The following is a 12,019-nucleotide window of genomic DNA, read 5'->3' on the forward strand; positions in this document are numbered from 1 at the left end:
GCACCACGGGGGAGTGAGAGCAGTGGCCCACCTGCCCAAGACGACGACGGGAGTGACGGTGCACCCTGCCGGCGGGGCGGCCGCGCCCTCCAGAGGCTCCGGCTTCTGGGTGATCGGCGCGGTCCTCGTGCTCCTGATGCTCTCCTCCTCCGTGCCCTCCGCCCTCTACGTGCTCTACCAGCGGAAGTGGGACCTCTCCGCCGGCATGATCACGGTGGTCTTCGCCCTGTACGCCGTCACCGTGCTCGGCGGCCTGCTGCTCTTCGGCTCCCTCTCCGACACGCTCGGGCGCCGTCCCGTGCTCGGCGCGGGACTCGTCCTCGCGATCGTCTCCATGGCCCTCTTCGCCGGGGCGCAGGGACTGGGCTGGCTGCTCGCCGCCCGCGCCGTGCAGGGGCTCGCCGTCGGACTGGCCACCGGGGCCATGGGCGCCGGGCTCCTCGAACTGGCCCCCCGCTCCCGGCCCGCGCTCGGCGCCCAGGTCAACAGCGCCGGACCGACGGTCGGGATCGGGCTCGGCGGGCTCGGGGCCGGACTCCTCGTGCAGTACGGGCCCGCGCCCACCGCGCTCAGCTACCTGCTGCTCATCGGCGCCTTCGCGCTCGCCCTGATCGGGGTGGTGCGGATGGGGGAGAGCGCCCCCGGCGCCGCCCGGCCGGGTCGCGGCTTCTCCCTGAGCCCGCACCGGATCGGCGTACCGGCCCCGGTCCGGCGCCGCTTCGCCGTCCTCGTCCTGACCATCGTCGCCGTCTGGTCGGTCGGCGGCTTCTACCTCTCGCTCGGACCGCACCTGGCGCTCTCGCTCCTCCAGAGCACCAACTACCTCGTCGGCGGCGCCACCGTGGCCCTCCTCGCGGGCGCCGCCACCACCGCCCAGCTCTTCCTCGGTCGGACCGAGGCCCTGCGGACCGCCGTGCTCGGCCTGTGCGGACTGCTCGCCGGACTGGCGTTGGTCCTGCTCGCGCTGGGAGTGCGCTCGGCCGCCGTGTTCCTGATCGGCACCGCGGTCCTCGGGGCCGGCTGGGGCGCCGCCTTCCTCGGCTCCTTCCGCGCCCTGAGCGCCCTCGCGGAGCCGGCCCACCGGGGCGAACTGACCGCCGCGGTCTACGTGTTCGCGTACCTCGCCATGAGCGTCCCGGCCGTGCTCGCCGGGCTGCTCACCAACATCCACGGGCTGCACCGCACCTCGGTCGGCTTCATGACCGCCGTCGCCGCCGTCTGCGCGGTGGCCCTGTGGGTGACCCTGCGACTGGCCGCCCGCACCCGGGCAGAGGGGAGCACGCCGTGAACCCGTCCGAGCTGCGCACGGCGCTGGGCGCACTGGAGATCTTCGCCGCGCTCACCGAGGACCAACTCGACTGGCTGGTCTCGGTCTCCGAGCCGCGGGCGCTCGCCGACGGCGAGGTGATCTTCCGCGACGGCGAGGAGGCCACCGGCTTCCACGTGCTGCTCTCGGGCGGCCTGGTCGTGACGAAGGTCGTCGACGGCCGCGAGGAGGTGCTCACCCGGCACTCCACCGAAGAGGAGGGCGCCGCGGCCGAGGACCACGACGGCAAGCCCGCCGCCGCCCACCGGTTCACCGGCGAACTGCCCCTGCTCACCGAGGGGACGTACGTGGCCACCGCGGCGGCCAGCGGCCCCGCCACCACCGTCGTCGCCTACCCCAGGACGGTCTTCTTCGACATGCTGACCCGCTGCCACGGGGTGGCCGCGGTCCTGCTGCCCGTGCTGGCCTGGCGGATCAAGTCCTCCGAGATCCAGGCCCGCAAGCGGGCCACCGTGGAGGCGCTGGGCACCCTCGCGGCGGGCCTGGCGCACGAGCTGAACAACCCGGCGGCGGCCGTGGCCCGCGCCGCCCAGGAGCTGGCCCCCGCCCTGGACCGGCTCACCCGCACCGCGCAGTCCTGGGGAGCGGCCGCCACCGGCGCCGAGCGGGCCGTCCTGGACCGGATCGAGGACGAGCTGGACAAGCTCCCGCCACCGGCCACCACCGACCCACTGGCCCAGGCGGACGCGGAGGAGGCGATCGGCGACTGGGCCGAGGAGGCGGGGGTGGAGCGGCCGGGGCTGCTCGGCGCCGGGCTCTCGGACCTCGGGCTGGAGCTGGGCTGGCTGTTGGAACGGTTGGAGGGGATCGGCGAACCGGCGCTGCCCGCGGCCCTCGACCACCTGGCGGCCCTGCTGGAGGTCCGCGCGCTGGCGGCCGAGCTGCGCGCCGCCGGACCGCGGATCTCCCACCTGGTATCGGCCACCCGTGATTACGCCAATCTCGACCGCGCCCCCGAGCAGCGCTTCGCGGTGACGGACGGGCTGGAGAACACGCTGGTCGTGCTCAGGTCCAAGCTCCCCGGGATCAGCATCGTGCGTGCGTACGACCCCGATCTGCCCGAACTGACGGGCTATCCGAGCGAGTTGAACCAGGTGTGGACGAATCTCGTCGACAACGCGGCCGAGGCCATGGAGGGCTCCGGAGTGCTCACGCTGCGTGCCCGCGCCGAGGGCGGGTGCATGGTCGTGGAGGTCTGCGACACGGGCCGCGGCATCCCCGAGAGCTCCCTGCCCCGGATCTTCGAGCCGTTCTACACCACCAAGGACGTCGGGAAGGGCACCGGGCTCGGGCTGCACCTGAGCTACCGCATCGTCACCCAGCGCCACCGCGGCTCCATCGCGGCGCGGTCCCGGCCGGGTGAGACGCGGATGGTGGTCCGCCTCCCGCTGGCCCCGGCCCCGCACCCGCCCGCCGCCCCCGACGCGTCCTGACCGACCAGCCCCGACCTTCGAGCCCTGACCACGCGCCGCACCACCCAACCCAGTTGAAAGGGAGTCGACATGGCCACCTACGACATCGCGAAGCTGCACCCGGTCTTCGTCCGCCAGATGGACGCGTTGGCCGCGCTGGACATCGAGGCGGTGATGAGGAACTACACCGACGACGCCGTGCTCCTTCGATTCGAAGGCGCATCGGTGGGGATCGACGCGGTACGGGAGACCTTCACCGGCTACCTCTCGGTGAAGCCCACGCTGGTCGAGCTCCAGGAGTACGTCGAGACGGAGGACACGATCTTCTACCGGGCGATCATGAACCTCAACGGCGAACCGGAGCACGCGTTCGGGACGCTCGTCGTCCGCGATGGCCGGATCTGGCGCCAGACCGCCGGGTTCGGCGGCTGACTCCCGATATCTGGGTAGCGTGTGCGGGGAGGGCGGGGGCAGCGCTCTCCCCGGCACGCGGAACAGTGGGGTAAAGGGGAGGTCATGGAATCGGAAACCGGACGCGTCGAGGCGTTCAGTGACGGCGTGTTCGCCATTGTCATCACGATTCTCGTACTGGAGATCAAGGTCCCGGAGGAAACCGGATCCGCACTCTGGCACGGTTTGTGGGAACAGTGGCCGCATTACGCGGCATACGTGGTGAGTTTCCTCATCATCGGCGTCATGTGGGTCAACCACCACACCATCTTCATTCACCTCAAGAAGGTGGACAGGCCGCTCCTGTTCCTCAATCTCCTGGTGTTGATGGTGGTTTCGGTGATCCCGTGGACCACTTCTGTGCTCGCAGAGCACCTGGACGACGGGGATTCGGCCAACGCGGCCGCCATCCTCTACAGCGCGTGGACCGTCGTCTACGCCCTCGCCTATCTCAGTTTCTGGTGGTACGTCACGCGAGTGGGCCACCTCTTCCACGAACACGTCGACCGGGAGGGCGCCCGCGCCACCCGGATGCGCTTCGGGCTGGGAGCCATCGCCTACCCCTGCACCGTGGTCCTGTCCTTCTTCTCCGCACCCCTCACTCTCGTCGCACACTTCCTGATCGCGCTCTACTATGCGGCGAACCAGATCCCCATCCCCCTCGTGATAGAAGAAGAGCGGCTCGAAAACGCCAGCGACCTCATGAAGTAGCCGCAGGGCCCTACGGGCGGTTCCGCCGGTCAAGTAGGGTATTGGATCTAGCTGGTCGCGGGGGAGGCCCGGATGGCTCGCGTAGTCCTGCCGGAGGAATCCGCCAAGGATATCTCCGAATTGATCGACGTTCTGATCTCTCTGTTCTTCGAGTCCTTACCCCGGCGGGACCAGCGAAACTGGGCCCGCGTATATCTGAACGGCCTCGTGCGGACCAGCGGAAAGAAGACCATACGGAATATCGCCGGAACCGGCGCGAGTTCCGTCGAGCAGAGCCTCCAGCAGTTCATCAGCAAGTCTCCCTGGGACTGGACGCCCGTACGCCGCTCCCTCGCCCAGCACCTCGAACGCACCGCCCAGCGCCCGCTGGCCTGGGTGGTGCAGCCCATGGTCATCGAGAAGGCCGGCGACCGCTCGGTCGGAGTGGGCCGCCAGTTCGTCCCCCAGCTCGGCCGCACCGCCAACTGCCAGCAGGCCGGCGGCATTTGGCTCGCGTCCAGCGAGGCCAGCTTCCCCGTCGAATGGACCCTCACCCTCCCCGGGCCCTGGACCAGCGAACTCCTCCACCGCCGCCGCGCCGGCATCCCGGACACGGCCCGCTCGCTCACCCCCGCGCAGGACGCCGTGCAGGCCGTCCAACGGATGGCCGCCACCTGGCAGTTGCAGCGCAGGCCGGTGGTGATGGAGGTCGCCAACACCGACATCGCGCACACCATCGAATCCTTCTCCCTCCAGGACATCCCCTTCGTTCTGAAGGTCGACGGATCGCTGCCGGTGTCCTTCGGGGGCGCCGGGCGCCACAAGCCCGGACCGCACATCGCACCCGCCCGCGAGCTCATCGACTCCCTGCGCTCGCAACGCCGGGTCGTCGAATGGACCCGGCACGGCCGCGGCGAGGGCGCGGTCACCCTGCTGACCGCGGCGGCCGTCCTCGGCACGCCCCTGGAGGAGCGGGTCGCACCGGCGCCGACCCCGCTGCTGCTGGTCGGGGCCTGGACCGAGGCCGCCCTGCTGCCCTCGGAATTCTGGATCACCAACATCGGCGACCGGCCGCTCGCCCAGCTCTTCCTGCTGGCCAAGCTCACCGACCGGGTCTCCCTCGACTTCGCCGGGATCTGCGAGCCCGTCGGCATCCGGGACTTCGAGGGTCGTTCCTTCCGGGGCTGGCACCACCACGCCACCCTCGCCAGCGTCGCCCACGCCGCGACCCTGCTGGGCGCGCGCGGCCGGGCCGCCGCCGATCCGTACCCCGGACCGGTCAGGCCCCCCGGTCAGCCCCGCACCACTCCCGCGGTGCTGCCGCCCCGGCCCCTGATACCCGGCCAGGCGACCCGCCGGGAGTTCATCCGCTGACCGGCGGCCACCGCGGGGCCGCGCTCTACGCGCGTGGGTCCTTCGCCTGGGTCCTTCGCGTGGCTCCTTCGCGTGGGTCCTTTTCGTACTTCCCCGCCGGGACTAAGGTCCCGTAGGAAAGGACCAACCGTCCCACCACGTCCTGGACGATCGCCCCGGGCTGCACCAACGCCAGGACATGGGAGAATGAAGTACGTGCGTTTCCTCGGCTGCCCCGTCAGGGCAGGCGGCCCCTCCGATCGACTGGGATGTTCAGCACGTGCGTTTCCTCAATGACCTGAAGCCGCCGTACGACCTGACGTACGACGATGTGTTCATGGTGCCCAGCCGTTCCTCGGTGGGCTCCCGGCAGGCCGTCGACCTCTCGTCGCCCGACGGGACCGGCACCACCATTCCCCTCGTGGTCGCCAACATGACCGCGATCGCGGGCCGCCGGATGGCCGAGACCGTCGCCCGCCGCGGCGGCATCGTCGTCATCCCGCAGGACATCCCGATCGAGGTCGTCACCGACGTCATCTCGTGGGTGAAGACCCGCCACCACGTGCTCGACACCCCGATCACGCTGGCCCCCACGCAGACCGTCGCCGACGCGCTGTCCCTGCTGCCCAAGCGGGCGCACGGCGCCGGCGTCGTCGTCGACGCCGACAACCGCCCGATCGGCGTCGTCACCGAGCACGACCTGTCCGGTGTGGACCGCTTCACCCAGATCTCCGAGGTCATGTCGAAGGAGCTGCTGCTCATCGACGCCGACATCGACCCGCGCGAGGCCTTCAACCAGCTCGACGCCGGCCACCGCAAGCTGGCCCCCGCCGTGGACAAGGACGGCCGCCTCGTCGGCATCCTGACCCGCAAGGGCGCGCTGCGCGCGACCCTCTACACCCCCGCCACCGACGCCAACGGGAAGCTGCGCATCGCGGCCGCCGTCGGCATCAACGGCGACTTCGCCGTCAAGGCCAAGCAGCTGCTGGACGCGGGCGTGGACACCATCGTCATCGACACGGCCCACGGCCACCAGGAGTCGATGATCAACGCGATCAGGACCGTGCGCGCGCTCGACCCGCAGGTCCCGATCGTCGCGGGCAACATCGTCGCCGCCGAGGGCGTCAAGGACCTGATCGAGGCCGGCGCGGACATCATCAAGGTCGGTGTGGGCCCCGGCGCCATGTGCACCACCCGCATGATGACCGGCGTGGGCCGCCCGCAGTTCTCCGCGGTCATGGAGTGCGCGGCCGAGGCCAAGAAGCACGGCAAGCACGTCTGGGCCGACGGCGGCGTCCGTCACCCGCGCGACGTGGCCATGGCGCTGGCCGCCGGCGCGTCCAACGTGATGATCGGCTCCTGGTTCGCCGGTACGTACGAGTCCCCGGGCGACCTCCAGCAGGCGGCCGACGGCCGGCTGTACAAGGAGTCCTTCGGCATGGCCTCCGCGCGCGCCGTGCGCAACCGCACCTCCGAGGAGTCCGCCTACGACCGCGCCCGCAAGGCGCTCTTCGAAGAGGGCATCTCCACCTCCCGCATGTTCCTCGACCCGGCCCGCCCGGGCGTCGAGGACCTGATCGACTCGATCATCGCGGGCGTCCGCTCCTCCTGTACCTACGCCGGTGCCGGCTCGCTCGCCGAGTTCGAGGAGAAGGCCGTCGTCGGCATCCAGTCCGCCGCCGGCTACGCCGAGGGCAAGCCGCTGCACGCCAGCTGGAGCTAGTCCCGCATCAGGCAACGCCCGCACCACCCCGTGGCCCCCGGCCCGTCCGTTCCAGGACGGGCCGGGGGCCACGGTCGTTGCTGCCCGGGCCTCAGCGCTGCGAGCTGTGCACCCCGGCGCGGTACTTGGGGATCCGCACGGTGATCTTCATGCCCTCGCCGACCGCCGTCTCGAAGACCAGCCCGTAGTCGTCCCCGAACACCTGGCGCATCCGCTGGTCGACGTTCGGCAGGCCGATGCCCGTGCCGCAGCCGGTCGCTTCCCCGGCCAGGATCCGACGCAGCAGCGCGGGGTCCATCCCCACCCCGTTGTCCTCGATGGTCAGCACCGCCTCCGGGCCCGCGTCCCGGGCCGTGATGGTGATCCGGCACTCCCCGGAGGAGTCCTCCAGCCCGTGCTTGACCGCGTTCTCGACCAGCGGTTGCAGACACAGGAACGGCAGCGCCACCGGCAGGACTTCGGGGGCGACGCGCAGGGTCACCTTCAGCCGGTCCCCGAACCGGGCCCCGGCCAGCGCCAGGTACTGCTCGATGGACCGCAACTCGTCCGCCAGCGTGGTGAAGTCGCCGTGCCGCCGGAAGGAGTAACGGGTGAAGTCCGCGAACTCCAGGAGCAGTTCGCGCGCCCGCTCCGGATCGGTGCGGACGAAGGAGGCGATCGCCGCCAGCGAGTTGAAGATGAAGTGCGGCGAGATCTGCGCGCGCAGCGCCCGGATCTCGGCCTCCATCAACCGGGTGCGCGAACGGTCCAGTTCGGAGAGCTCCAGCTGTACGGAGACCCACCGGGCCACCTCGGTGGCGGCCCGCACCAGCACCGCCGACTCCTCGGCCCCGTACGCCACCAGCGCCCCCAGCACCCCGTCCTCCCCGGTGAGCGGGGCGACGACCTCCCACTTCAGGACGCAGCCCGGCTCGCGGCAGTCCGTGTACCCGCTGCTGCCGCGCCCCGACTCCAGCAGCCGCGCCGCCCGCTCCATCGCCCGCCGCTCGTGGTGTCCGGCCCCCGGACCGTCCCAGGCCAGCACCTTCTCCCGGTCGGTCAGGCACAGTGCCTCGGTGCCGAGCAGCGAGCGCAGCCGCCGGGCGGCCTTGCGGGCGGTGTCCTCGGTGAGCCCGGCGCGCAGCGGGGGAGCGGCCAGCGAAGCGGTGTGCAGGGTGTGGAAGGTGGCCCGCTCCACCGGTGTGCCGAGACCCGAGGCGCCGCGACCGGCCCGGCGCGCGTGCAGCCGGCCCAGCGCGTACCCCACGGCCAGGACCGCGCAGGCCACGGCCGTCGGCGCCAGGAGCGCCGCGCCCGTCACCGGGCGTCCCCGGGGCCGGCTGCGCCGTCGGGGCCGTGGGGGCGGTGGCCCTCCGGCCGGCGCACCAGCTGTTCGGGCAGGTGCAGCCGGGCCAGGGTGGCCGCCGTCCCCTTCGGTATCCGCCCCGGGGTGGCCAGCGACACCAGCACCATCGTCAGGAAGCCGAGCGGCACCGACCAGGCGGCCGGCCAGGCCAGCAGGGTGGTCGGCCAGCCCGCCGGGGCCAGCCCCGCCCGCGTCGCCAGCACCGCGCCGAGCGCCGCCCCGCCCCCGACCACCAACCCGGTCACCGCACCGGGCGGGGTCAGCCGGGGCCACCAGATCCCCAGCACCAGCAGCGGACAGAAGGAGGAGGCCGACACCGCGAAGGCGAGCCCCACGGCGTCGGCCACCGGTACGTGCGAGGCCAGCACCCCGCCGACCAGCGGCACCGCCATCGCCACCAGCACCGACAGCCGGAAGGCCGCCGCCCCGCGGAAGCCGCCCGGTGCGGTGGGCCCCCCGCGCCCCCGCCCCCGCCCCCGAGCCGGCAGCACGTCCTGGTGCAGCACCCCCGCCACCGCCATCGTCAGCCCGGAGGCGGTGGACAGGAACGCGGCGAAGGCGCCCGCGGCGAGCAGCGCGCCCAGCAGTTCGCCGAGCAAGCCGCCGACCATCCGCGCGGGCAGCACCAGCACCGCCGCGTCGGTGTCGCCGGTGAAGGCGAGCTCGGGAGCGTAGATCCGGCCCAGCGCCCCGTAGACCGGCGGCAGCAGGTAGAAGGTGCCGACCAGCCCGAGCACGACCAGGGTGGTGCGCCGCGCGGCCCGCCCGTCGGGGCTGGTGTAGAAGCGCACCGCGACGTGCGGCAGGCCCATGGTGCCGAGGAAGGTGGCGAGGATGAGCCCGTACGTCGCGTAGAGCCGGTACTCCTCGCGCTTGCCCGAGAGCGGCTGGGACCAGGACGCGGCGGCCGGCCGATCGGCCGCGCGGGCCGCGGGCAGCGCGCTGCCGGGCGCGAACTCCAGCCGGGTGCGGGCCGCCACGGTGTGCTCGCCGGCGCTCAGCGCGGTGGTGTCCCCGGTGTAGGTCCGGCCGTCGATCCGGCCGGTGACGCTCAAGGCGAGCGGCGCGTCCAGGGTCATGCGCACCTCCTGGCCCAGGGTGACCGAGGCGTGCTCCCGGAGCACCGCGGGTGCGTCGAAGGTCGCGCGCGGGGCGCCGTCCCCGGCCCAGGCGGCGATCAGGAAGAAGGCCGGGACCAGCAGCGCGGTGAGCTTGAGCCAGTACTGGAAGGCCTGCACGAAGGTGATGCTGCGCATCCCGCCCGCGCCCACGGCCACCGTGACCACGACGGCCACCACGAGCCCGCCCGCCCAGCGCGGGGCGCCGGTCAGGATCTGCAGGGTCAGGCCCGCGCCCTGGAGTTGGGGCAGCAGGTACAGCCAGCCGACGCCGAGGACGAAGACCACCGCGATCCGGCGCACCGCCCGCGACTCCAGCCGCGCCTCGGCGAAGTCGGGCAGCGTGTACGCCCCCGAGCGGCGCAGCGGCGCGGCCACGAGCACCAGCAGCACCAGGTAGCCGGCCGTGTACCCGACCGGGTACCAGAGCATCTCCGGCCCCTGGAGCAGCACCAGTCCGGCGATCCCGAGGAAGGAGGCGGCGGAGAGGTACTCCCCGCTGATGGCCGCCGCGTTGAGCCGGGGACCGACGGTGCGCGAGGCGACGTAGAAGTCGGAGGTGGTGCGCGATATCCGCAGCCCGAGCCCGCCGAGCAGCACCGTGGCCAGGACGACGACGGCGACCGCGCTCAGCGCGTACGTCTGGTTCACCGTGCGGCCTCGGAGGGGAAGGGGGGCGGGTTGCGGTCACCGGATTCTAGGCGCGTGCGTGCGGTGGGCGACAGGCCGGATCCGGCGCCGCCGCGGGGCCGGACGCGGACCGGATCAGCGCATCCGGTCGTGCGCGTGCGGGTGTTCGCAGTCGCGGTGCTCGGCGCAGTCGCGGCGGGCGATCTCCAGCTCCACGTAGGACTCCTCGGCCCGCCGGAAGGCCAGGGTCAGGGCCGCTTCCGCGCGCGGCGGCAGGTGCTGGCGGCAGCTCTCGTCGGCCTCGTAGAGGACGTCGGCCCAGCGTGCGGCCGCGCTGCGCAGCCGGGCCAGCAGGGCCTCGGCCTCGGCCGGACCGGTCGGCCGGGTGCGGGGCAGCCCCTGCAGGGCGTCGAGCAGCGCCTGGATCTCGGACATCTCGCTCCTCCCGCCCGGAAGATCCACGATAGGGGCGGGCGGACCGGGCGCGGGCCGAAAGGGCGCGCCCTGCGGCCGACGGCCCCGCCGGGTCGCCGTACGCGCCGTGCCGCGCGACGAACGGCGTCCGCACAGCGCCGGGCGGTCGGGGACATTCGCCGGTCACAGCCGTCAGACGCGGCGGGGTCCGATGACTGCTTCGGGTGCGGCGGATCGCACGACGCTGGCGGCAGGGACGATGGTGCTGCCCATGCAGACGCCGGCCGCGATGATCGAGTGCCGGCCCACGGCGATGCCGGGGCCGAGGGTGATCATGCTGCCGGTCTGGACGTGGTCGCGGATACGGATGGACTCGGGCACCTGGCTTGCTCCTGGTCGTCGTCGGGGCGGGAGGTTCAGGCGGCTTCGGTGGCCTCACGGCGCAGGAAGTCGGGAAGGGCGGTGGGGGTGTTGTCGAGCCAGGCGATGTAGCGGGTCACGCCCTCGGCCACCGTGATCCGGGGTTCCCACTCCAGGGCCGCGGTCATGCGGGCCGTGCCGGCCGTCCCGCCCAGCGGGTCGCCCTCGGGCAGCGGCCGGTCCTGGAACTCGGCGTCGGGGTAGTGGTTGCGGATGAGGTGGGCCACGTCGGCGATGGAGGTGGCCTGGCCGGTGCCGATGTTGAGGGTCTGCCGGTCGGCGGCGGGGGCGAGCATGGCCCTGATGGTGGCTTCGGCGATGTCTTCGACGTGGACGAAGTCGCGGACCTGTCGGCCGCCGCCGTTCAGGTGCAGGGGAAGGCCGAGCTTCGCGCGCATCGCCATCCAGGCGACCACCCACGAGTGCGAGCCTTCCTTGACGGTCTGGGGCTCGCCGTAGACGGAGAAGTACCGGACCGAGGTGTGGGAGACGTTGGCCTTGCCCAGCACCAGCGCCGTCTGTGCCTCCCCCCACGCCTTCGTGTTGGCGTACACCGAAAGCGGGGCCAGGCGCCGGTCCTCGTGCCAGGTCTGGACATCGTGGCGTTTGGGGTCGCCGTTGCCGTAGACGGCCGCGGAGGAGACGAACACGAACCGGCGGACGCGGGCGTTGCAGCGGTGGACAGCGTCCAGGAGCACCTGTGTGCCGGTGACGTTGGTCTGCACAGCGGCCATGGGATTGCGGGTGCAGGCGGCCACGTCGGCGACGGCCGCGGCATGGATCACGTAGTCGGCTTCCCGGACGACGTGGTCCATCAGGGTCGCGTCGGCGATATCGCCCACGATGGTGTCCCGGTCGGTGGTGTGCACGCCGAACAGGTCGGCGTAGACGGTGGCGGGGTAGGCATCGAGCTTGCCCACGGCGATCACACGGGCTCCGGCCGCGCGAAGGCGGGCGGTGATGCGGGAGCCGACCAGGCCCCCGCCCCCGGTGACCACCACGGTCGATCCTGCGAGGGCGGCAGACAGGTCGGCGTCGGTCAGCGGCACGGCGGTTCTCCTCGGACTCGGCGGAAGGGGGAAGGGGGCGGGGAGGTCACGACCGGGCAGGCTTGGGACCGCCTCCCCGCCACCCGGC

Annotated in this window: 11 protein-coding genes; 6 read left to right on the forward strand and 5 right to left on the reverse strand. The window is 72.5% G+C overall.

The features are described from left to right. Positions 1-13 precede the first annotated feature (13 nt). The 6 genes from ACIQWR_RS18775 (at position 14) to ACIQWR_RS18800 (ending at position 6,955) form a co-directional block, all read left to right on the forward strand. Positions 14-1,288: an MFS transporter gene (locus tag ACIQWR_RS18775; RefSeq protein ID WP_404010491.1), complete on the forward strand. Its 1,275-nt coding sequence runs from the start codon at positions 14-16 to the stop codon at positions 1,286-1,288. Beyond that, positions 1,285-2,760 carry an ATP-binding protein gene (locus ACIQWR_RS18780; RefSeq protein ID WP_404010494.1) on the forward strand — a complete coding sequence of 492 codons (1,476 nt, stop codon included), beginning with the start codon at positions 1,285-1,287 and terminating at the stop codon, positions 2,758-2,760. The genes ACIQWR_RS18775 and ACIQWR_RS18780 overlap by 4 nt, the downstream gene beginning before the upstream one ends. Before the next feature lie 69 nt (positions 2,761-2,829). Beyond that, positions 2,830-3,171: a nuclear transport factor 2 family protein gene (locus tag ACIQWR_RS18785; RefSeq protein ID WP_399262357.1), complete on the forward strand. Its 342-nt coding sequence runs from the start codon at positions 2,830-2,832 to the stop codon at positions 3,169-3,171. A gap of 84 nt (positions 3,172-3,255) precedes the next feature. Further along, positions 3,256-3,900 (forward strand): TMEM175 family protein, encoded by a 645-nt coding sequence (locus ACIQWR_RS18790; protein WP_404010498.1) that lies wholly within the window; start codon positions 3,256-3,258, stop codon positions 3,898-3,900. Positions 3,901-4,020: 120 nt separating this feature from the next. After that, positions 4,021-5,253 carry an IS701 family transposase gene (locus tag ACIQWR_RS18795; RefSeq protein ID WP_404010500.1) on the forward strand — a complete coding sequence of 411 codons (1,233 nt, stop codon included), beginning with the start codon at positions 4,021-4,023 and terminating at the stop codon, positions 5,251-5,253. 238 nt (positions 5,254-5,491) lie between these two features. Then, positions 5,492-6,955 carry a GuaB1 family IMP dehydrogenase-related protein gene (locus ACIQWR_RS18800; protein WP_404010856.1) on the forward strand — a complete coding sequence of 488 codons (1,464 nt, stop codon included), beginning with the start codon at positions 5,492-5,494 and terminating at the stop codon, positions 6,953-6,955. 91 nt (positions 6,956-7,046) lie between these two features. Here ACIQWR_RS18800 and ACIQWR_RS18805 read toward each other — a convergent pair whose 3' ends face one another. From ACIQWR_RS18805 to ACIQWR_RS18825, 5 genes are all read right to left on the reverse strand, one after another. Further along, positions 7,047-8,255 carry a sensor histidine kinase gene (locus tag ACIQWR_RS18805; protein ID WP_404010503.1) on the reverse strand — a complete coding sequence of 403 codons (1,209 nt, stop codon included), beginning with the start codon at positions 8,253-8,255 and terminating at the stop codon, positions 7,047-7,049. Beyond that, on the reverse strand, positions 8,252-10,069 hold the full coding sequence (locus ACIQWR_RS18810) for a cation acetate symporter (RefSeq protein WP_404010505.1): 1,818 nt from the start codon (positions 10,067-10,069) through the stop codon (positions 8,252-8,254). The genes ACIQWR_RS18805 and ACIQWR_RS18810 overlap by 4 nt, the downstream gene beginning before the upstream one ends. Positions 10,070-10,183: 114 nt before the next feature. Further along, complete coding sequence (locus ACIQWR_RS18815; RefSeq protein ID WP_354381543.1) at positions 10,184-10,483, reverse strand: hypothetical protein; 300 nt, start codon at positions 10,481-10,483, stop codon at positions 10,184-10,186. A gap of 171 nt (positions 10,484-10,654) precedes the next feature. Then, positions 10,655-10,843, reverse strand: a complete 189-nt coding sequence (locus tag ACIQWR_RS18820; RefSeq protein ID WP_404010508.1) for a hypothetical protein — start codon at positions 10,841-10,843, stop codon at positions 10,655-10,657. 35 nt (positions 10,844-10,878) lie between these two features. Next, positions 10,879-11,931: an NAD-dependent epimerase/dehydratase family protein gene (locus ACIQWR_RS18825; protein WP_404010511.1), complete on the reverse strand. Its 1,053-nt coding sequence runs from the start codon at positions 11,929-11,931 to the stop codon at positions 10,879-10,881. Between the last annotated feature and the right edge of the window lie 88 nt (positions 11,932-12,019).

It is taken from the genome of Streptomyces sp. NPDC098789, from assembly GCF_044759975.1.
GTDB lineage: Bacteria > Actinomycetota > Actinomycetes > Streptomycetales > Streptomycetaceae > Streptomyces.

Coding starts and splice junctions, on each gene's coding strand:
- ACIQWR_RS18790 (WP_404010498.1), top strand. CDS start 3,256: ATGGAATCGGAAACCGGACGCGTCGAGGCGTTCAGTGACGGCGTGTTC.
- ACIQWR_RS18785 (WP_399262357.1), top strand. CDS start 2,830: ATGGCCACCTACGACATCGCGAAGCTGCACCCGGTCTTCGTCCGCCAG.
- ACIQWR_RS18815 (WP_354381543.1), bottom strand. CDS start 10,483: ATGTCCGAGATCCAGGCGCTGCTCGACGCCCTGCAGGGGCTGCCCCGC.